The following is an 18,642-nucleotide window of genomic DNA, read 5'->3' as shown; positions in this document are numbered from 1 at the left end:
CCGCATCGCATCCGCGGAACACCGAAAGCGCGCCTCCCGGCGCGCTTTTTTTACGTCTCGAAATTGAAATCGCAACCATAATTCTCGATCATGGTGCAACCCGGTTGCTCCGCGCGCGCTTAAGCGTCTCTCAAAATTGGTTGCAATGCAGGAAAACCCCATCGAATCAGGATTATTGGCGTCCTATAAATGGAGTTACAATGCGCCCGTTTTCAAGCCGGAATGGCTTTGAAATCGGTTTTTGGCAAGGCGCGGGAGACCATTCAATGCATGTGAAGTTGGCTTACGCCATGTCCGTCGCCGCACCGGTTGCAATGCTTGCCGGCTGCAGCAAAAAGAGCGACGACGGGGCGGGCAGGGAGGCTGCGGTGTTCGCGGCACCGCCGGCCAGCGGCGTGCGCGTCGCCGGAGCCGGGCGTGCGGCGTCATCGGCGCGCCGTATCGCGCAACTGGGCAAGGACAAGGAAAACGGGGCACGTTTGACGATCGAGGAAATCAACGCGCTTGACCTGACGATCGGTTCGGCTGCAGGCATGCAGGTTGCGCCGCGGCAAGCCGCCGCTCGACGGATGCAGGACGCTTGCGGCGTTGCAGACAGCGTGCCGAGGTCCCCGTCCACTCTTCATTTCGATTCGACGAAACAGCGTGCTGCCACGACCGAGCGTGTCGTGGCGCGCGGGCTGGTTCGTACGATGGATTCCGATGCAGTCCTGACGAAAATCGGGCGCGACTGCCGCAATGCCTTGCCGGGCGGCGCGGCGCGGAATCCGATCCGTCCGGGTGCGATGCTTGCGTCGCGCCGGGCGGGCCAAGGCACGGATGCCGGGAAACCGGAAGACGGCCGTCTCGGCATGCTGCCCCACGACTTCAAGGAGGCCACGAACACCGTCCTCGATGTCGTGACGATTTAGCGACGGGACTCATGACGGCACCGGAACAGTGCGGTGCCGTTTTTGTATCCGCTCCGGCGGCAGGTCCGGCCGTACAGGCCGGGCGGCGCGCGCCGGGACGATCCACCCTTACCGGTATCGACTAGTACCCGCAGTGTCGCCGAGAAGGCGCGATTCCTCGCTTACCCGCGGGGCGCAACGTCCTCCGGCAGCACGGGCCAAGGAGCTTTAAATGGATATTTTCGTCCAGCAGGTTCTCAACGGGCTGGTGCTCGGCAGTGTCTACGCCATCATCGCGTTGGGCTACACGATGGTGTACGGCATTCTCGGCATCATCAACTTCGCGCATGGCGACGTGCTGATGATCGGCGCGATGGTCGCCCTGTCGGCCATCACCGTGCTGCAGAACCACTTTCCCGGACTCGGCAACGTTGCGACGCTGACGATTGGCCTGGGCATCGCCGCGGTCGTCTGTGCGTTCGTCGGCTTCACGATCGAGCGCGTCGCATACCGGCCGCTGCGCCGCGCGCCGCGCCTCGCACCGCTGATCACCGCGATCGGCGTGTCGATCCTGCTGCAGACGGCTGCGATGATCATCTGGTCGCGCAACCCGCTGCCGTTCCCGCAATTGCTGCCGACCGACCCGATCAACGTGATCAAGGCCACCGACACGACGCCCGGCGCCGTGATCTCGGTCACTGAAATCGTGATCATCGCGGTGGCGTTCATCGTGATGGGCGGCCTGCTGCTGCTCGTGCACAAGACCAAGCTCGGCCGCGCGATGCGCGCGATCGCCGAAAGCCCGAATACGGCCAGCCTGATGGGCGTGAACCCGAACTTCGTGATCTCCGCGACGTTCATGATCGGCTCCGCGCTCGCCGCGCTGGCCGGCGTGATGATCGCGTCCGAATACGGCAACGTCCACTTCTACATGGGCTTCATTCCCGGCATGAAGGCGTTCACCGCTGCGGTGCTCGGCGGGATCGGCAACCTCGGCGGCGCGATGGTCGGCGGTGTGCTGCTCGGCCTGATCGAGCAGCTCGGCGCCGGCTACATCGGCAACCTCACGGGCGGCGTGTTCGGCAGTAACTACCAGGACGTGTTCGCATTCATCGTGCTGATCATCGTGCTGGTGTTCCGTCCGTCGGGCCTGCTGGGCGAACGGGTCGCGGATCGCGCGTAACGGAAGGGAGCAAACAACATGACATCCATTCAACCGATCGAATCCTCGACGTCGCTCGTCGAGGAGCGCAACACCGCCAAGACCGTCGTCATCGGCATCCTGACCGCAGCCCTCGTGATCGCCGCGCCGATCATCATCGGCTCGGCCGGCGGCAACTACTGGGTCCGCGTGCTCGACTTCGCGATGCTGTACGTGATGCTCGCGCTCGGCCTGAACGTCGTGGTCGGCTTCGCCGGCCTGCTCGACCTGGGCTACATCGCGTTCTACGCGGTGGGCGCCTACACGGCGGCCTTGCTGAGCTCGCCGCACCTGAGCTCGCAGTTCGAATGGATCGCGGCGATCGCGCCGAACGGCCTGCACGTGCCGTTCCTGATCATCGTGCCGATCGCGATGGCGCTGGCGGCGACCTTCGGGATCCTGCTCGGCGCGCCGACGCTGCGCCTGCGCGGCGACTACCTGGCGATCGTGACGCTCGGCTTCGGTGAAATCGTCCGGATCTTCATGAACAACCTCGACCGTCCGGTGAACATCACCAACGGCCCGAAGGGGATCACGGGCATCGATCCGGTGCACGTCGGCGGCTTCAACCTGTCGCAGACGCACTCGCTGTTCGGCCTGCAGCTGCCGTCGGTCTACATGTACTACTACCTGTTCGTGCTGTGCTCGCTGCTGGTGATCTGGGTGTGTACGCGCCTGCAGCACTCGCGTATCGGCCGTGCATGGGCCGCCATCCGCGAGGACGAAATCGCCGCGAAGGCGATGGGCATCAACACCCGTAACGTGAAGCTGCTCGCGTTCGCGATGGGCGCATCGTTCGGCGGCCTGTCGGGCGCGATGTTCGGTTCGTTCCAGGGCTTCGTGTCGCCGGAATCGTTCACGTTCTGGGAATCGATCGTGGTGCTGGCGTGCGTGGTGCTGGGTGGTATGGGCCACATCCCGGGCGTGATCCTGGGCGCGGTGCTGCTCGCGATCTTCCCGGAATTCCTGCGCTCGACGATGAGCCCGCTGCAGCACGCGCTGTTCGGTCACGACATCGTCGATACGGAAGTGATCCGTCAGGCGCTGTACGGCCTCGCGATGGTCGTCATCATGCTGTATCGCTCGGAAGGCCTGTGGCCCGCGCCGAAGCATGAGGACAAGATCGCGAAACTCGCGAAGCGCAACAGCAAGAAGCCGGTGCGCGCTTAATCGACGGACACAGGGGATATCCACATGAGCGACAAGCAAATCCGACTGTCCGTGCAGGGCGTGAACAAACGCTTCGGCGGCCTGCAGGCACTGTCCGACGTCGGCCTGCAGATCAAGGAAGGCGAGATCTACGGCCTGATCGGCCCGAACGGCGCCGGCAAGACGACGTTCTTCAACGTGATCACGGGCCTCTACACGCCGGATTCCGGCGACTTCAAGCTGGACGGCACGAACTACACGCCGACGGCCGTGCACCAGGTGGCCAAGGCCGGCATCGCACGCACGTTCCAGAACATCCGCCTGTTCGGCGGGATGACGGCGCTCGAGAACGTGATGGTGGGCCGCCACGTGCGCACCAAGCACGGGCTGCTCGGCGCGGTGTTCCAGACGCCGGCCGAACGCCAGGAAGAGCGCGAGATCAAGGAACGCGCGATCGAGCTGCTCGAATACGTGGGCGTGCTGCAGTACGCGGACTACACGTCGCGCAACCTGTCGTACGGCCACCAGCGCCGTCTCGAGATCGCGCGCGCACTGGCCACCGACCCGAAGCTGCTCGCGCTCGACGAGCCGGCGGCCGGGATGAACGCGACCGAGAAGGTCGAACTCACGCGCCTGCTCGACAAGATCCGCTCGGACGGCCGCACGATTCTGCTGATCGAGCACGACGTGAAGCTCGTGATGGGGTTGTGCAACCGGATGACGGTGCTCGATTACGGCAAGGTGATCGCCGAGGGTCTGCCGCAGGACGTGCAGAAGAATCCGAAGGTGATTGAGGCATATCTCGGCGCAGGGGTGCACTGATGGCAGCGGCAATGTTGAAAATCAAGGGCTTGCAGGTCAACTACGGCGGCATCCAGGCCGTCAAGGGCGTTGACATGGAAGTCCGTCAGGGCGAACTCGTGACGCTGATCGGCGCGAACGGCGCGGGCAAGACCACGACGATGAAGGCGATCACGGGCCTGAAGCCGTATTCGGCGGGCGACATCGAGTACGACGGCAAGTCGATCAAGGGCGTGCCGTCGCACGAGCTGCTCAAGCGCGGCCTCGCGATGGTGCCGGAAGGCCGCGGGATCTTCGCGCGGATGTCGATCATCGAGAACATGCAGATGGGCGCGTACCTGCGCAACGACAACGAGCAGATCAAGAAGGACGTCGAGCGGATGTTCGGCTTCTTCCCGCGCCTGAAGGAGCGTGCGACGCAGCTCGCGGGCACGCTGTCGGGCGGCGAGCAGCAGATGCTGGCGATGTCGCGCGCGATTCTGTCCAAGCCGAAGCTGCTGCTGCTCGACGAGCCGTCGATGGGCCTGTCGCCGATCATGGTCGAGAAGATCTTCGAAGTGGTGCGCGAGATCTCGAAGGAAGGCATCACGGTGCTGCTGGTCGAGCAGAACGCGCGCCTCGCGCTGCAGGCCGCCGACCGCGGCTACGTGATGGATTCGGGCACGGTCACGATGGAAGGCGATGCGAAGCAGATGCTCGACGATCCGAAGGTGCGCGCCGCGTATCTGGGCGAGTAAGCCGGTGCATGAGCGGGCCCGCTGATGCGCGGCGGCAGATGCCGCGTGCGTCGCGCCAGGGCTTTCGAAAGGCTGTCACGGAATGCCGTGACAGCCTTTTTTTTCGTGTGGCGCGATTCGTGCCGAACTGTGCGCGTGGACGCGACTCCATTCGACTGTTGCGCCGCGCATGCGGCGCGGGAATGGTGGCGCGCAGGCGGCAGGCAAGTGGTTCGATGCCGGCCGCCTGCAAACCGACACACGGGCCGCGTAGCATCGACGGCCGATCCGAACACGGAGAACACGCATGAGTCTGGACTACGGTTTCGTGAAGGCGAAGGTGACATCGGTGGCGAAGCTGAAGGGCTCGCCGCATGGCAGCGAGATCCAGTATCACATCCACCTGACGCTGGCGCTGCCGTCGGGCGACTGGGATGTCGCGATCAACGTCGGCACCAGCGACGCGGACGACTTGCTGAACTACAAGCTCGTCTACGATTTCCACCATCCCGTCACCGAGACGCTTGCAGCGGCGGCCGAAGGCTACACCGACCTCACGGGGCAGACGGCGCTGCCCGCGCTCGACTACCTGCGCAGCGACATCCTGAACGAGACGGGCGCCTGGCGCGCGAGCGCGGTGATGGACGGCACCGAACATCCGGAGCCGATCCCGTCGCTGCTGCGGCTCGTGAGCGCCGCGCAGTCGCAGGGCCTCGACGTCGTCGTGTTCGGCCGTACGTATACGGAGGGCAACGGCATTCACGACACGCACATGAACCAGGGCTCGACGGGCCCGAACTACCTGCATCGCGCGGGCGACGACCATAACGACCACAACGACGTGTGGCAGGACGGCGGGCTGATCGTGCGCATGAGCGAGTCGCAGTGGGCCGCCTATTTCGCGGCGTTCGAGCAGCAGGCCGTGCCGACCGATGCGCTCGGCAATCCGCTGCCCGGTGCGGGGCCGATCACGCGCTGAGACGAGCCGGCGGCGGCGGCTGTCTCAGGCAGCCGGCAGCGTCTTGCCGAACGAGATGCGCTCCTCGACGCGATAGCCGAGCGCCGCGTAGAAGCGACACGCGTCGTCGTTGCCGGGGAGCACCTGCAGGTTGATCTTCAGGCAGCCGCGCGCGGCGAGTGCGCGTTCCGCGTGCGCGATCAGCGCGCGGCCGACGCCGAGCCGGCGCGCGTCGTGCGCGACGCCGAACGAGTACAGCCAGCCGCGATGTCCGTCAAAACCCGCCATCAGCGTGCCGACGACGCGCGCGCCGCTGGTCGCGACGAAGAACAGTTCCGGCTGCGTCGCGAGCTTCAGCTCGATCGATCGCAGCGGATCGCGATGCGGCGGCGCATCGGCGTCTTCGTATTGCGGGAACGCGTCGCGCCATACCGTGAGCACGGCATCGGTGTCGGCGCGTTCGAACGGGCGGATAGCGACAGCATCGGCGGCGGCTTCCATCGCGGCGGTCTCCTTAGAGCGTGTCGAGGATCGACCGCAGCATCGCCATCATCTGGTCGATTTCTCCGGTCGTCACGTTCAGTGCGGGCATGAAGCGCAGCAGGTTCGGCCGCGCGGCGTTCAGCAGCAAGCCGTCGGGCTGCATGTCGCGCGCCTTCTCGACGATCTGCGGGCCGATATCCTTGCCGAGCAGCAGCGCGCGCAGCAGGCCTTCGCCGCGTTCGCCCTCGAAGCCGCGCTCCTCCGACAGCTCGAGCAGCTTGCGCTTCAGGTATTCGCCGCGTTCGCGCACGCCTTCGAGGAAGCCGGGCGCGACGAGTTGCGAGATCACCGAGTAGCCGACCGCCGTCATCAGCGGGTTGCCGTTGTAGGTGCCGCCCTGATCGCCGGCCTCGAATACCGCGACGTCGGCTTTCGACAGCAGCGCGCCGAGCGGCGCGCCGCCACCGATGCCCTTCGCGAGCGTCATGACGTCCGGCTCGATACCGGCGAGCTCGTATGCGAACAGCGTGCCCGCGCGGCCGCAGCCGCTTTGCACTTCGTCGACGATCAGCAGCAGGTTGTGCTGCTTCGTCAGCGCGCGCAGCGCCTGCATGAATTCGCGCGTCGCCGGAATCACGCCGCCTTCACCCTGGATCGGCTCGAGCATCACGGCGACGGTCTTGTCGGTGATCAGCTTCTCGACCGAGTTGATGTCGTTCAGCTCGGCCTTCGGGAAACCCGGCACCTGTGGCGCGTAGATCGTGTCCCAGCCCGGCTTGCCGCTGGCCGACATCGTCGCGAGCGTGCGGCCGTGGAAGCTGTGGTCGAACGTGATGATCTCGTACGCGCCGTTCTTGAACTTGCGGCCCCACTTGCGCGCGAGCTTGATCGCGCCTTCGTTCGCCTCGGCGCCGCTGTTCGTGAAGAACACCTTGTCGAACACGCTGTGCTGCGTGAGCAAGCCCGCGAGCTTCGCCATCGGTTCGTTGTAGAACGCCGGCGACGGGTTCAGCAGCTTTTCGGCCTGCGTCTTCAGGGCTTCGACGATGCCGTCGTTGCAGTGGCCGAGGCTGTTGACGGCCCAGCCCTGGATGAAGTCCAGATAGCGCTTGCCCGTGTGATCGTAGAGCCACGAACCCTTGCCGTGCGTAAACACGATGTCGGGGCGGTTCGTGATGTACATCAGCGAGTCGATCGGAAAATCGTTCAGGGGCATGGCAGCAGACTCCAGCGGACGTTGAAAGGGAAACGGGCAATAAAAAAGCCACGGAAGGCCGTGGCTGGTGGGTTCGAACAGCTTGTGCGTAACCGGTGAAGCGGTGTGGGTTACGCGCGAGTCCGTGACGAGCCTGCGGCATCCGGGCGGAGCGGCGAGCGGCGACGTCGAAGGGCGGACAGGAAGCAGTTCATGTGCGCAAGCATAAGGCATCCCGCGCCCCACTGTAAACCGCCGCAATGCCACGGATGTGACACGGCGGTGCGCAGTGGGGGGCGCGGGCGGCGGCGCTCAGACCGGATGCGCGAGATCGGCCGCGCTCGTGAACGAGTCCGCGTAGAACTCGTCGGCCGGCAGCGCGTGGTGCTGCGTGAAGTCGCGCTGCGCAGATTCGACCATCACCGGCGCGCCGCAGGCGTACACCTGGTGGCCCGACAGATCGGGCAGGTCCTCGATCACCGCGCGATGGACGAAGCCCGTGCGGCCCGTCCATTGATCGCCGGCGTCCGGCTCGGAGAGCACCGGCACGTACTTGAAGTTCGGGATCTCGCGCGCCCACTGCTCGGCGAGTTCGCCGAGGTAGATGTCCTTCTTGCGGCGGGCGCCCCAGTAGAGCGTCATCGGGCGCGTGATACCCGAGTGCTTCACGTGCTCGATGATCGCCTTGATCGGCGCGAAGCCCGTGCCCGACGCGAGCAGCACGATCGGCTTGTCGGAATCCTCGCGCAGGAAGAACGTGCCGAGCGGGCCTTCGAAGCGCAGGATGTCGCGCTCCTTCATCGCGCCGAACACGTGGTCGGTGAACTTGCCGCCCGGCATGTGGCGGATGTGCAGCTCGACCGGGCCTTCCTCGTGCGGCGCGCTCGCCATCGAGTAGCTGCGGCGCGAGCCGTCCTTCAGGATGAACTCGACGTACTGGCCCGCGAGGTACTGCAGGCGTTCGTTGGCGGGCAGCTGCAGCTTCACGACCATCACGTCGTCGGCCTTGCGTTCGAGTGCGGCGATCCGGCACGGCAGCTTCTTGACCTGCACGCCGTCGACGCCGGCGATTTCACGCACGTCGATCTCGAGATCGCACTGCGCCTTCGAGCAGCACAGCAGCGCGAGCCCGCGCGTGCGTTCGTCATTGGACAGTGCCGATGCAGCGTGCGGGCCCTGTTCGATCTGACCCGACACGATCTGGCCCTTGCAGGAGCCGCATGCGCCGTTCTTGCAGCCGTACGGCAGATGGACGTTCTGGCGCAGCGCGGCAGCCAGCACGGTTTCGTCCGACTCGACCTGGAATTGCCGGCCGCTTTGCTTGAGAGTGACGTTGAATGCCATAGAACCAAACTAGAACAAAATGTGGGGACCGTGCATGTCGCGCACGGCAGCTACAATGCAAAACCGTTGCGCGTCGCGCAACGGCGGCTACTGATTTCGCAACCAACATGATCGCGACACGAATCCTGCGCCGGCCGCGCGTACTGATCGTCGGCTGCGGCGACGTCGGCATGCGCTGCGTCGCGCAATGGCGCGACGCACGCCGCAACCTGCGGATCCTCGCGCTGACGAGCCACCCGGCCCGCCGCGACGAACTGCGCGCCGCGGGTGCGACACCGATCGTCGGCGACCTCGATCGCCGGGCGACGCTTGGCCGTCTCGCGGGCCTCGCCCGCACGATCCTGCATCTCGCGCCGCCGCAATCCGACGGCCGCGACGACCGGCGCACGCGTGCGCTGATCGCCGCAACGTCCATGCCCGCCCGTCGGCCGGCGGCACCGCCGGCGCCGGCGGTCGGCCGGCTCCGAACGCTGCGCACCGCTACCCGACAGGCCGGCGCGCCCGTTCGGGCAGCGCGTATTGTACCCGACGGTCTTCGCGCGCCGAGGCTCGTCTATGCCAGCACGACAGGCGTATACGGCGACTGCGGCGGCGCGCGCATCGACGAAACGCACCCGCTGCGCCCCGCGAATCCGCGCGCGTTCCGGCGCGTGTCGGCCGAGCGGCAACTGCGTGCGGCGACGGTGCGCGGCGTGCTGTCCGCGCGCATCGTGCGCATTCCCGGCATCTACGCGGCGAACCGCCTGCCGGTCGCGCGGCTCGAGCGCGGCACGCCGGCGCTCGTGCCGGCCGACGACGTCTACACGAACCACATCCACGCGGACGATCTCGCGGCGATCCTGCGCCGTGCAGCCGAACGAGGCCGGCCGGCGCGCGCGGTGCACGCGTCGGACGACAGCGAACTGCGGATGGGGGAGTATTTCGACCGGGTCGCGCAGGTGCTCGGCCTGCCGAGGCCGCCGCGCGTCAGCCGCGCGGACGCCGAGCGCCTGCTCGAACCGACGCTGCTGTCGTTCATGCGCGAGTCGCGGCGCCTGTCCAACGCACGGCTCAAGGCCGAATTGTGCGTGACGTTGCGATATCCGACCGTAGACGATTTCCTTCAAACGCTCGCGCCGGGCAGCGCGTCAGGTCAGCGCCGGTAACGCCTCGATCAGCAGGAAGCAGAGCAGCGCACCGATCAGCGCGCCAATCAGGTTCGGATGATATTTGTGCTTCATGTGCATCGTGGCCAGCAGGCCGCCGATCACGATCACACCGATGACCGCGAACGCAATCATCACGGACGACAGTTCGAAAGAATGGTTGATGTTCATGGTATCTCCCCCTGCATCGCTGCTCTTGCAGCTTGTGATTTCAGTATAGCGGGGGAACATGCAGCCGAGACACGGCCGGACACCGAACGGTCGTGCGGATTTTCCCTTACAGGGTTTTGACGGGATTGCGCAGGGCTGAAAGGTCGGCGTCATCGAGCCACCGCCACGCACCCGGTTCGAGATCGTCCGGCAGCGCGTAACCGCCGATGCTTTCGCGGTGCAGCAACTCGACGCGGTTGCTCGCCGCCGCGACCATGCGCTTGACCTGGTGGTATTTGCCTTCAAGGACGGTCAGCGCGAGTGCGTGGGTGTCGCGCGCGTCGGCAGCGACGGCCGCGATCGGCTTCGGCTCGCCATGTAGCTGCACGCCGCTGCGCAGCGCATTCAGCTGCGCATCGTCGAGCGGGTGGCGCACGGTCGCGACGTAGGTCTTCGGCACCTTGCGTTTCGGCGACGTGTACGCGTGCACGAACTGGCCGTCGTCGGACAGCAGCAGCAGGCCGGTCGTGTCCTGGTCGAGACGGCCGACGCACTGCACGCCGCGTGCGACGAGCGGCGCGGGCAGCAGGCTGAACACGCTCGCGTGATGCTGCGGATCGCGCGAACACTCGTAGCCGGCCGGCTTGTTGAGCGCGAGATACGCGCGCGCGTGAAACGGCCATGCCGTATTGTCGACCGAGAACACGAGGCCGTCGGTGTCGAACGTGGCGTCGGCGTCGGTCGCGGCGGTGCCCGCGACGGCGACGCGGCCGGCTTCGATCAGGCCGCGGCACTGGCGGCGCGAGCCGAAGCCCTGGGTGTAGAGAATGCTTTCGAGATCCATAGCGGGCGCATTCTATCAAGCGGCGGCGGATGACCGGCATGAACGCGCATGCGCTGGTAAGCTGCCGGAACGCCGCGCGGGGCGCGGCGCCCGTTCATTCTTCACGGACAGCCCATGCGTTTCGATTCATTCCCGTTCGGCCGCCAGGTGGCCGCAGTCATCGTGGCCGCGACCGTCTCGCCGGCCGCGTTCGCGCACGCGCATCTCGCGAAGAGCGATCCGGCGGCGGGCGCGGCGGTGGCCGCCGCACCGGCCACCGTCACGATCGATTTCACCGAGCCGCTGGAGCCGGCATTCAGCTCGATCGTCGTCGTCGACGGTGACGGCAAGACGGTGTCGGACGGTCGCGCGCGCATCGATGCGTCGAACCGCAAGCGGATGACGGTGCCGCTGACGGCGGTCGGTACGGGCGCGTATACCGTGAAATGGGTGGCCGTCGCGACCGACGGACACCGCACGCAGGGCATGTACGGCTTCAGCGTGAAGTGACGCAACGGCGGCGGCAGGCCCGTGCCAGGGTTGCCGCCGCCCTTATCCGAAAGGGAGTTTCCCGCATGAACCCGACGACGCTCGACGCACTCGCCGATTTTCCCCGTCAGCTCGAAGCGCATTTCGCGGCCGTGCCCGACGGCTACGCGCGCTGGACGCCCGACGACTGGGCCGGGATTCCGAGCGAGCATTTCTCGCCGCTCGGGCAGCTCTGCCACGTGCGCGACATCGAGATCGACGGCTATCACGTGCGGCTGCGGCGGATGCTCGACGAAGACCGGCCGCTGCTCGAGTCGATCGACGGCGACGCGCTTGCGATCGAGCGCCGCTACAACGACGCGTACGCATCCGACGTGCTCGCGGCGATCCGCGACGCGCGACGCGAAACGCTGGAGCTGTTGTCGCACCTTACGCCGGAACAGTTCGAGCGTGCCGGCGAGTTCGACGGCTACGGGTCGCTGACCGTGCGCGGGCTCGTCCACTACCTGTGCAGCCACGACCAGCAGCATCTGGCCGGCATGCAGTGGCTGCTCGGCAAGATCGACGCGACGCTGTACGCGCGCTGAACCGGCCGGCGGCCGCGCAATGAAACCGGATGCCGGTGCCGCTGTCGGTACGGCATGCCACATTGCGGCGCTTCGATTGGATCGGTTTTCTGGATAATCCATCCAGCCGCAACCGGCTGACCGGCGCGCCGCGGGTGCCTACACTCCTAGCTTCGTTCAACGAAAAAAGGAGTCAACCGTGGCAACTCATACGCTCGCAGACAAGGTTGTCCTGATCGCAGGCGGCGCAAAGAATCTCGGCGGCCTGATCGCCCGCGATCTGGCGGGCCACGGCGCGAAGGCGGTGGCGATTCACTACAACAGCGCGGCGTCGCAGGCACAGGCCGAAGAGACGGCGGCCGCGGTACGTGCGGCCGGCGCGGAAGCCGCGACTTTCCAGGCCGACCTGACGACGGCCGCCGCGGTCGAGAAGCTGTTCGACGACGCGAAGCAGCGCTTCGGCAAGATCGACATCGCGATCAACACGGTCGGCAAGGTGCTGAAGAAGCCGTTCACCGAGATCAGCGAGGCCGAGTACGACGAGATGTTCGCGGTCAACAGCAAGTCCGCGTTCTTCTTCATCAAGGAAGCGGGGCGGCATCTCGAGGATCACGGCAAGCTCGTCACGCTCGTGACGTCGCTGCTCGGCGCGTTCACGCCGTTCTATGCGGCGTACGAAGGATCGAAGGCGCCCGTCGAGCACTTCACGCGCGCGGCATCGAAGGAATACGGCGCGCGCGGGATCTCGGTGACGGCCGTCGGGCCCGGCCCGATGGATACGCCGTTCTTCTACCCGGCCGAAGGCGCCGACGCGGTTGCGTATCACAAGACGGCGGCCGCGTTGTCGCCGTTCAGCAAGACGGGCCTGACCGACATCGAAGACGTCGTGCCGTTCATCCGCCATCTCGTGACCGACGGCTGGTGGATCACCGGCCAGACGATCCTGATCAACGGCGGCTATACGACCAAGTAACCGGGCCGCCCAACGGCCGCGCGGCGCACCGCAATGGCGCGTTTGCGTGGACAATGGACGGGCGTGCAGCCGCGAGGCCGCGCGCCCGTTTTCTCTGTGCCGCCGAAGCGCGCCGCGAGGCGCGGCGGCTGGCGGCGACTGTCGTTCGAACCCGGGTTTGCCGCCGATGGACAAGCTGGATCAGGTCAGGATCTTCCTGCAGGTTGCCGAGATGGGCAGCTTCATCAAGGCTGCGCATGCGCTCGACGTGCCGCGCGCGACCGTGTCCGCGGCCGTCCAGCAGCTCGAGACGGGGCTCGGCACGCGTCTCCTGCATCGCACGACGCGCCAGGTGCAACTGACCGCCGACGGCGCGCTGCTGCTCGAACGCGGCCGGCGCCTGCTCGCGGAGGCCGACGAACTCGACCGCCTGTTTCGCCGCCGCGACCGTGACGTGGTGGGGCGGCTGAACGTCGACGTGCCGAGCCGGATCGCGCGCCGCGTCGTTGCGCCGTCGCTGCCGTCGCTGTTTCACCGCTACCCGAAGCTGCAACTGTCGCTCGGCTCGACCGACCGCTCGATCGACCTCGTACAGGAGGGCGTCGATTGCGCAATCCGCGTCGGGCGGCTCGCGGACAGCAGCCTCGTCGTGCGGCCGCTCGGGCAGTTCACGCTGATCAACTGCGCGAGCCCCGATTACCTGCGCGAATGCGGCGTGCCCGAGCATCCGGATGCGCTCGCACACGGGCACTGGGCGATCGGCTATGCGTCGCCGACGACGGGGCGCGAGCTTGGATGGGAATACTGCGCGGACGGGCAGCGGCACACGCTGACGCTGCCGAGCCGCGTGATCGTCAACAACGCCGAAACCTATATCGCCGGCTGCATTGCCGGCATGGGCCTGATCCAGATCCCGCGGTTCGACGTCGAACATCTGCTGGCAAGCGGCGCGCTCGTCGACGTGATGCCAGGCCATCGCGCCGAGCCGATGGACGTGTCGGCCGTGTATCCACACCGCCGGCACCGGTCGCGCCGGCTCAACGCGTTCATCGAGTGGTTCGGGGAGTTGATGGCGGAGACGCTGACGGGGGCGGCGGCGGGGCAGGGCGCGGACGGCGACTGAGCGGAGCGGCCGGGTGGCGCGGTTGCCATCGCGCAGGTTTCAGTCGTCAAGCGCGGCGAACTGCCGGCCGCGCCCGATGGCCCGCACCGCATCGATCAATGCCGCGCCGGGGCCGTCCGGTTTTGCCGCGAATGCGTAGAAGCGTGCGGCCGGCAGCGCGGGCAGGCCGTCCCGCGGCCCGCATTCGCGCAGGCCGTCGCGCAACTGGCTGCGCGCGAGCGCGGTGACCGCGAAGCCGGCGAGCGCGGCCGACACGCAGCCGGCCATGCTGCCGCTCTCGAACAGCACACGGAACGGCCGCAGGGCGGCGGCGAGCGCCGCGACGGCCGCTTCCCGATAGACGCACGGCTGCGGAAACAGCGCGAGCGGCACTTCGCCACTCGCGTCGAGCGTGCGGTCCGACGCGAAAGCCCACACGAGCGGCTCTTCCCACAACAATTCGCCCGGCGTGTCGACCTGCCGGCACTGTTTGCCGAATACGACGTCGAGCCGGCCGAGCGCCTGCTCGCGCAGCAGCGATGCGGTGATCCCGACCTTCAGCTCGATCGACGTGCGCGGATGGCGGTCGCGGAACGTGCGCAGCACATGCGGTAGCCACGCCCCCGCGAAATCTTCCGACGCGCCGACCCGCAGCGGCCCGTGTGCAGGCGCGCCGCGCAGCCGCGCGCGCACTTCGCGCTCCATGTCGACGATGTTGCGCGCGTACGCGTACAGCGTGTCGCCGGCCGGCGTGAGTGCGATGCGGCGGGTCGTGCGCGCGAGCAGCACGGTGCCGGCCGCCTGTTCGAGCCGCTTGATGTGGCCGCTGACGGCGGAGGGCGTCAGTGCGAGACGTTCGGCGGCGGGCGCGAATCCGCGGCTGTCGACGACTTCGAGGAAGGTGCGCAGCAGCGTGATGTCGAGCGCGGTCGACGCGGGATCGGTCAGCGGTTCCATGGATCAATTCAACGCGATATTCGACGAATGAATCATGATACTCCGTGAATCGTGATGAAAGGCCGGCCTACCATCGTGCGTTCAGGCTGACCCAACGGAGTTCACGATGACGACCTATATGCACGCGACGACCGCGTCGCTCGATATTGCCTATCTCGAATGGAACCCGCGCGGCGAGCGCGCGGCCGTGCTGCTGCATGGCTGGCCGGACAGCCCGGTCGGCTGGGAGCCGGTGGCCGCGGCGCTCGCCGGGCAGGGCTACCGCGTGCTGGCGCCTGCATTGCGCGGCTTTGCGCCGACGCGCTTTCGCGACGCGTCCGTGCCGCGCAGCGGCCAGCTCGCGGCGCTCGGACGCGACCTGCTCGAATTCGTCGATGCACTCGGTGTCGAGCGGCCCGTGCTGGTCGGGCATGACTGGGGTGCCCGCGCGGCCGCGAACGCGTGCGGGCTGCGCGACGGTGCCGCCTCGCATCTCGCGATGCTGTCGGTCGGTTACGGCACCAACGATCCCGGCCAGCCACTGTCGTTGCAGCAGGTGCGCAACTATTGGTATCACTGGTTCATGGCGACGCCGCGCGGCGAGCAGGCGCTGCGCGACGATCGCCGCGCGTTTGCCCGCCTGATGTGGGAGACGTGGTCGCCGCCGGGCTGGTACCGCGACCGCGATTTCGAGGCAGCTGCGGTCGCGTTCGACGGACCCGACTGGATCGACGTCGTGCTGCATTCGTACCGGCATCGCTGGGGATTCGCGCCGGGCACGCCGGCCTATGCGGACGACAATGCGCGGCTGAACCCGGCGCCCGTGCTGCCGGTGCCGACGCTCGTGCTGCACGGCGGCGCGGATACCTGCAATCACCCGGACAGCTCGGCCGGGCGCGAACGGTTCTTCACCGGGCGCTATGAGCGGCAGATCCTGGACTCGGTCGGGCACTTTCCGCAACGCGAGGCGCCGGCGGCCGTCGCGGACGCGATCCTGCGGTTCTGCGCGCGCGACTGAACGCGCGGCCGTCCGCCCCGCTCATTCGGTGCGATGCGGAATGTTGTCCGGGAACGGGTAGGGCGCATGCGGCCCCGGCCAGTCGGGCACCGGCGGCTCGCGAAGCAGGTCGCATCCGCCCAGCATGATCGACAGCAACGCGGCGAGCACGCCGACGCGGATCGGGATTGAAATGACGCGCTTGGACATGGCTTGCCTCCGTGCTGCGTTCCCTGATGCTTGGACTGCGGGAGGAGGGCGCGCGTTGCGGTGGGCATCGCGCGTGGCCAAAACAAAAAACCCGCGAAGCAGCGAGCTTGCGCGGGTTTCAGTGCAGCGCGTGACGCTGCGAAATACTGGTGCCCAGGGCCGGAATCGAACCGGCACGCCTTGCGGCGGGGGATTTTGAGTCCCCTGCGTCTACCAATTTCACCACCTGGGCTTGTTCCTGACCGCGCAGACCAGTGCGCGGCGAAAGGCGGATTATGGCGGAAATCCGGATGCCGGGCAAGCTGCCCGGTTACCGGCGCGCAAGTCACTGGCTCAGGTAGACGAACCGGCCCTGCTTCACGATTCCCATCACGCTCGCGCGCTGATCGAGCCCCACATGATCCTTGTCGCTCGTGTTGACGACGCCGTTCGGCACGACGAGTTCGTGCGCGCGTTCGAGTTCGCGGCGCAGCGCCGCACGGAACGCCGGCGTGCCGGGCTGCGCGGTTTTCAGCGCACGGCCGACCGCGTCGGCGAGGCGCGGGTAGACGCCCGCCGCGTCGCCTGCGAACTGCGTGACCGTGCCGGCGCCGTACTTCGCCTCGTACGCGTCGACGAACGCGAGCGCGGCCTTGCGGGCCGGATGATCGGCCGGCAGCGTGCGCGCAACGACCACCGGCTGGGTCGGGAACAGCGTGCCGTCGACGTCCTTGCCGCCGAGCTTGATGAATTCCGGCGTCGCGATCCCGTGCGTCTGGTAGACCGGGCCCTGGTAGCCGCGCTCGATCAGCGTGCGCTGCGGCAGCACGGCCGGCGTGCCCGAGCCGGCGATCAGGATCGCGTCGGGCTTCGCGGCGATCAGCTTCAGCGCCTGGCCCGTGACGCTCGCGTCGGTGCGGTTGAAGCGCTCGGTCGCGACGATGCGGATCTTGCGCAGGTCGGCGAAGCGCGTGAATTCGTTCAGCCAGCTGTCGCCGTAGCTGTCCGCGAAGCCGATGAAGCCGACCGTCTTCACGCCGTGGTTCGACATGGTGCGCGTCATCACGTCGGCCATCGCGCTGTCGCTCTGCGCCATCTTGAACGCCCAGGTCCGCGCGCCTTCCTGCGGCTCGACGATCGCGCCGGAACCCACCAGCGTGATCATCGGCGTCTGCGCGGCGGCCACCGCGTCGAGCGCCGCGAGCGCGGCCGGCGTGATGTTCGGCCCGACCACGACGTCCACGTGATCCTCGTCGACCAGCTTGCGGATGTTGCGCACCGCGGTACCCGGGTCGGATGCGTCGTCGAGCACCGTCACCTGCACCGGTTGCCCGGCGATCGTCTTCGGCCACATCAGGATCGCGTTCTTGCTCGTGATGCCGATCGCGGCGGCCGGGCCGGTCGACGACAGGTCGACGCCGACCTTCAGGTCGGCATGCGCGGCCGCGCAGGCCAGCGCGAGGGCGGCGCCGGCGGCGCGGCGCAGCAGGGCGGGAAGCGTCATGCGGGAATCTCCGTCGGGCAGCAAAAAGGGGCGCGATATGCGCCCCTGTGTTTATACACGCCGGTCAAAGCTCGTACGATTCGGATTCGCCCTTGAGCGCCTGTTCGATCAGCTTGCGGTTCAGCGTTGGCGACAGCAGTTCGACGAGCGTATACACATAGCTGCGCAGGTAGGCGCCCTGCTTGAGCGCGACGCGCGTCACGTTGCTGCCGAACAGGTGGCCGACCGGGATCAGCCGCAGGTTGCGGTCGCGCTCCGGGTTGAACGCGATGTCGGCCATGATGCCGACGCCAAGACCGAGTTCGACGTAGGTCTTGATCACGTCGGCGTCGATCGCTTCCAGCACGATGTCCGGCGACAGCCCGCGCAGCGCGAACGCGTGGTTGATCTTCTTGCGGCCCGCGAACGCGTCGTCGTAGGTGATCAGCGGGTACTGCGCGAGATCGTCGAGCGTGACCGGCTTGCGTTCGAGCAGCGGATGGTCGGCCGGCACGACGGCTGCGTGGTGCCACTGGAAGCAGGGCAGCGACACGAGCTCCTTGTAGTCGGAGATCGCCTCGGTCGCGATCGCGAGATCGGCCTGGTCGTGGATCACCATCTCGGCCACCTGCGTCGGGCTGCCTTGCAGGATCGACAGGTGCACCTTCGGAAAGCGCTTCTTGAATTCGGCGATCGCGGCCGGCAGCGAGTAGCGGGCCTGTGTATGGGTCGCGGCGATGGTCAGGTTCCCCTGGTCCTGCGCCGCATAATCTTTCCCGACCCTTTTAAGGCTTTCAACCTCCTGCAGGATCCGCTCGACCGACGCGAGGATGATCCTGCCCGGCTCGGTGAGCGAGCGCACGCGCTTGCCGTGCCGCGTGAAGATCTCCACGCCCAGTTCGTCCTCGAGCTCGATGATCGCCTTCGAAACCCCCGGTTGCGACGTGTAGAGCGCCTTCGCGGCCTCGGTGAGGTTGAAATTCTGCCGGACGGCCTCGCGCACGAAGCGAAATTGGTGCAGGTTCATTTATAACCCTTCCGCATATCAACAGAATTTTTTAGTCGTTTGAAAT

21 protein-coding genes and 1 tRNA gene are annotated in these 18,642 nt (G+C 67.0%); 12 read left to right on the top strand and 10 right to left on the bottom strand.

The genetic code is table 11. The features are described from left to right. Positions 1-266 precede the first annotated feature (266 nt). From OHZ10_RS13595 to OHZ10_RS13570, 6 genes are all read left to right on the top strand, one after another. Positions 267-911: an amino acid-binding protein gene (locus tag OHZ10_RS13595; protein WP_342702752.1), complete on the top strand. Its 645-nt coding sequence runs from the start codon at positions 267-269 to the stop codon at positions 909-911. 211 nt (positions 912-1,122) lie between these two features. Continuing rightward, entirely contained in the window at positions 1,123-2,073 is a 951-nt protein-coding gene (locus OHZ10_RS13590; protein WP_006488946.1) for a branched-chain amino acid ABC transporter permease, read from the top strand. A gap of 18 nt (positions 2,074-2,091) precedes the next feature. Further along, on the top strand, positions 2,092-3,261 hold the full coding sequence (locus tag OHZ10_RS13585) for an ABC transporter permease subunit (RefSeq protein WP_256085203.1): 1,170 nt from the start codon (positions 2,092-2,094) through the stop codon (positions 3,259-3,261). A gap of 24 nt (positions 3,262-3,285) precedes the next feature. Then, the gene (locus OHZ10_RS13580; RefSeq protein WP_059233415.1) at positions 3,286-4,062 is read left to right on the top strand and encodes an ABC transporter ATP-binding protein; all 777 of its coding nucleotides are present in this window, start codon (positions 3,286-3,288) and stop codon (positions 4,060-4,062) included. Continuing rightward, positions 4,062-4,778 (top strand): ABC transporter ATP-binding protein, encoded by a 717-nt coding sequence (locus OHZ10_RS13575; protein ID WP_059233416.1) that lies wholly within the window; start codon positions 4,062-4,064, stop codon positions 4,776-4,778. The genes OHZ10_RS13580 and OHZ10_RS13575 overlap by 1 nt, the downstream gene beginning before the upstream one ends. A gap of 286 nt (positions 4,779-5,064) precedes the next feature. Further along, complete coding sequence (locus OHZ10_RS13570) at positions 5,065-5,736, top strand: DUF2278 family protein (RefSeq protein WP_342702751.1); 672 nt, start codon at positions 5,065-5,067, stop codon at positions 5,734-5,736. Between the two features lie 24 nt (positions 5,737-5,760). Here OHZ10_RS13570 and OHZ10_RS13565 read toward each other — a convergent pair whose 3' ends face one another. The 3 genes from OHZ10_RS13565 to OHZ10_RS13555 all read right to left on the bottom strand — a co-directional run bounded on the left by OHZ10_RS13565 (position 5,761) and on the right by OHZ10_RS13555 (position 8,737). Then, positions 5,761-6,216: a GNAT family acetyltransferase gene (locus OHZ10_RS13565; RefSeq protein WP_059233418.1), complete on the bottom strand. Its 456-nt coding sequence runs from the start codon at positions 6,214-6,216 to the stop codon at positions 5,761-5,763. Positions 6,217-6,229: 13 nt separating this feature from the next. Then, on the bottom strand, positions 6,230-7,414 hold the full coding sequence (locus OHZ10_RS13560; RefSeq protein WP_256085202.1) for an acetylornithine transaminase: 1,185 nt from the start codon (positions 7,412-7,414) through the stop codon (positions 6,230-6,232). A 291-nt stretch (positions 7,415-7,705) separates the two neighbouring features. Further along, complete coding sequence (locus OHZ10_RS13555) at positions 7,706-8,737, bottom strand: CDP-6-deoxy-delta-3,4-glucoseen reductase (RefSeq protein ID WP_059233420.1); 1,032 nt, start codon at positions 8,735-8,737, stop codon at positions 7,706-7,708. Between the two features lie 107 nt (positions 8,738-8,844). On the opposite strand from OHZ10_RS13555, the gene OHZ10_RS13550 reads away from it, so the two are divergent. After that, on the top strand, positions 8,845-9,882 hold the full coding sequence (locus OHZ10_RS13550) for an NAD-dependent epimerase/dehydratase family protein (RefSeq protein WP_059233421.1): 1,038 nt from the start codon (positions 8,845-8,847) through the stop codon (positions 9,880-9,882). Here OHZ10_RS13550 and OHZ10_RS13545 read toward each other — a convergent pair. Together OHZ10_RS13545 and OHZ10_RS13540 are read right to left on the bottom strand one after the other, a co-directional pair. Further along, positions 9,865-10,053, bottom strand: a complete 189-nt coding sequence (locus OHZ10_RS13545; RefSeq protein WP_059233422.1) for a hypothetical protein — start codon at positions 10,051-10,053, stop codon at positions 9,865-9,867. The genes OHZ10_RS13550 and OHZ10_RS13545 overlap by 18 nt on opposite strands. Positions 10,054-10,159: 106 nt before the next feature. Then, positions 10,160-10,876: a 16S rRNA pseudouridine(516) synthase gene (locus tag OHZ10_RS13540; RefSeq protein WP_059233423.1), complete on the bottom strand. Its 717-nt coding sequence runs from the start codon at positions 10,874-10,876 to the stop codon at positions 10,160-10,162. Between the two features lie 114 nt (positions 10,877-10,990). On the opposite strand from OHZ10_RS13540, the gene copC reads away from it, so the two are divergent. The 4 genes from copC (at position 10,991) to OHZ10_RS13520 (ending at position 13,985) form a co-directional block, all read left to right on the top strand. Next, on the top strand, positions 10,991-11,365 hold the full coding sequence (copC, locus tag OHZ10_RS13535) for a copper homeostasis periplasmic binding protein CopC (protein ID WP_059233424.1): 375 nt from the start codon (positions 10,991-10,993) through the stop codon (positions 11,363-11,365). A 65-nt stretch (positions 11,366-11,430) separates the two neighbouring features. Then, the gene (locus OHZ10_RS13530; protein ID WP_059233425.1) at positions 11,431-11,931 is read left to right on the top strand and encodes a DinB family protein; all 501 of its coding nucleotides are present in this window, start codon (positions 11,431-11,433) and stop codon (positions 11,929-11,931) included. 178 nt (positions 11,932-12,109) lie between these two features. Next, positions 12,110-12,883, top strand: a complete 774-nt coding sequence (locus tag OHZ10_RS13525; protein ID WP_006478064.1) for an SDR family oxidoreductase — start codon at positions 12,110-12,112, stop codon at positions 12,881-12,883. Positions 12,884-13,049: 166 nt separating this feature from the next. After that, positions 13,050-13,985 carry a LysR family transcriptional regulator gene (locus tag OHZ10_RS13520; RefSeq protein WP_059233426.1) on the top strand — a complete coding sequence of 312 codons (936 nt, stop codon included), beginning with the start codon at positions 13,050-13,052 and terminating at the stop codon, positions 13,983-13,985. A gap of 39 nt (positions 13,986-14,024) precedes the next feature. On the opposite strand, the gene OHZ10_RS13515 is transcribed toward OHZ10_RS13520, so the two are convergent. Then, positions 14,025-14,921 (bottom strand): LysR family transcriptional regulator, encoded by an 897-nt coding sequence (locus tag OHZ10_RS13515; protein WP_059233427.1) that lies wholly within the window; start codon positions 14,919-14,921, stop codon positions 14,025-14,027. Between the two features lie 106 nt (positions 14,922-15,027). Between OHZ10_RS13515 and OHZ10_RS13510 the strand changes: the two genes are divergently transcribed. Then, entirely contained in the window at positions 15,028-15,918 is an 891-nt protein-coding gene (locus OHZ10_RS13510; protein ID WP_059233428.1) for an alpha/beta fold hydrolase, read from the top strand. A gap of 21 nt (positions 15,919-15,939) precedes the next feature. Here OHZ10_RS13510 and OHZ10_RS13505 read toward each other — a convergent pair whose 3' ends face one another. The 4 genes from OHZ10_RS13505 to OHZ10_RS13490 form a co-directional block, all read right to left on the bottom strand. Next, a complete protein-coding gene (locus tag OHZ10_RS13505; RefSeq protein ID WP_174992965.1) occupies positions 15,940-16,107 on the bottom strand; it encodes a hypothetical protein in 168 nt (55 codons plus the stop codon). A gap of 147 nt (positions 16,108-16,254) precedes the next feature. Continuing rightward, a tRNA-Leu gene (locus OHZ10_RS13500) sits at positions 16,255-16,339 on the bottom strand. A gap of 93 nt (positions 16,340-16,432) precedes the next feature. After that, entirely contained in the window at positions 16,433-17,590 is a 1,158-nt protein-coding gene (locus tag OHZ10_RS13495; protein WP_059233429.1) for an ABC transporter substrate-binding protein, read from the bottom strand. Between the two features lie 64 nt (positions 17,591-17,654). Next, on the bottom strand, positions 17,655-18,596 hold the full coding sequence (locus tag OHZ10_RS13490; RefSeq protein WP_014896306.1) for a CysB family HTH-type transcriptional regulator: 942 nt from the start codon (positions 18,594-18,596) through the stop codon (positions 17,655-17,657). Between the last annotated feature and the right edge of the window lie 46 nt (positions 18,597-18,642).

Source organism: Burkholderia arboris, assembly GCF_038723655.1.
In the GTDB taxonomy this organism is placed as follows: Bacteria; Pseudomonadota; Gammaproteobacteria; order Burkholderiales; family Burkholderiaceae; genus Burkholderia; species Burkholderia arboris.
This window is presented reverse-complemented; position numbering and strand designations above follow the sequence as displayed.

Bases quoted from the DNA above. Each gene is read 5' to 3' on its own strand.
- OHZ10_RS13595 (WP_342702752.1), top strand. From the start codon at position 267: ATGCATGTGAAGTTGGCTTACGCCATGTCCGTCGCCGCACCGGTTGCA.
- OHZ10_RS13590 (WP_006488946.1), top strand. From the start codon at position 1,123: ATGGATATTTTCGTCCAGCAGGTTCTCAACGGGCTGGTGCTCGGCAGT.
- OHZ10_RS13585 (WP_256085203.1), top strand. From the start codon at position 2,092: ATGACATCCATTCAACCGATCGAATCCTCGACGTCGCTCGTCGAGGAG.
- OHZ10_RS13580 (WP_059233415.1), top strand. From the start codon at position 3,286: ATGAGCGACAAGCAAATCCGACTGTCCGTGCAGGGCGTGAACAAACGC.
- OHZ10_RS13575 (WP_059233416.1), top strand. From the start codon at position 4,062: ATGGCAGCGGCAATGTTGAAAATCAAGGGCTTGCAGGTCAACTACGGC.
- OHZ10_RS13570 (WP_342702751.1), top strand. From the start codon at position 5,065: ATGAGTCTGGACTACGGTTTCGTGAAGGCGAAGGTGACATCGGTGGCG.
- OHZ10_RS13565 (WP_059233418.1), bottom strand. From the start codon at position 6,216: ATGGAAGCCGCCGCCGATGCTGTCGCTATCCGCCCGTTCGAACGCGCC.
- OHZ10_RS13560 (WP_256085202.1), bottom strand. From the start codon at position 7,414: ATGCCCCTGAACGATTTTCCGATCGACTCGCTGATGTACATCACGAAC.
- OHZ10_RS13555 (WP_059233420.1), bottom strand. From the start codon at position 8,737: ATGGCATTCAACGTCACTCTCAAGCAAAGCGGCCGGCAATTCCAGGTC.
- OHZ10_RS13550 (WP_059233421.1), top strand. From the start codon at position 8,845: ATGATCGCGACACGAATCCTGCGCCGGCCGCGCGTACTGATCGTCGGC.
- OHZ10_RS13545 (WP_059233422.1), bottom strand. From the start codon at position 10,053: ATGAACATCAACCATTCTTTCGAACTGTCGTCCGTGATGATTGCGTTC.
- OHZ10_RS13540 (WP_059233423.1), bottom strand. From the start codon at position 10,876: ATGGATCTCGAAAGCATTCTCTACACCCAGGGCTTCGGCTCGCGCCGC.
- copC (WP_059233424.1), top strand. From the start codon at position 10,991: ATGCGTTTCGATTCATTCCCGTTCGGCCGCCAGGTGGCCGCAGTCATC.
- OHZ10_RS13530 (WP_059233425.1), top strand. From the start codon at position 11,431: ATGAACCCGACGACGCTCGACGCACTCGCCGATTTTCCCCGTCAGCTC.
- OHZ10_RS13520 (WP_059233426.1), top strand. From the start codon at position 13,050: ATGGACAAGCTGGATCAGGTCAGGATCTTCCTGCAGGTTGCCGAGATG.
- OHZ10_RS13515 (WP_059233427.1), bottom strand. From the start codon at position 14,921: ATGGAACCGCTGACCGATCCCGCGTCGACCGCGCTCGACATCACGCTG.
- OHZ10_RS13510 (WP_059233428.1), top strand. From the start codon at position 15,028: ATGACGACCTATATGCACGCGACGACCGCGTCGCTCGATATTGCCTAT.
- OHZ10_RS13505 (WP_174992965.1), bottom strand. From the start codon at position 16,107: ATGTCCAAGCGCGTCATTTCAATCCCGATCCGCGTCGGCGTGCTCGCC.
- OHZ10_RS13495 (WP_059233429.1), bottom strand. From the start codon at position 17,590: ATGACGCTTCCCGCCCTGCTGCGCCGCGCCGCCGGCGCCGCCCTCGCG.
- OHZ10_RS13490 (WP_014896306.1), bottom strand. From the start codon at position 18,596: ATGAACCTGCACCAATTTCGCTTCGTGCGCGAGGCCGTCCGGCAGAAT.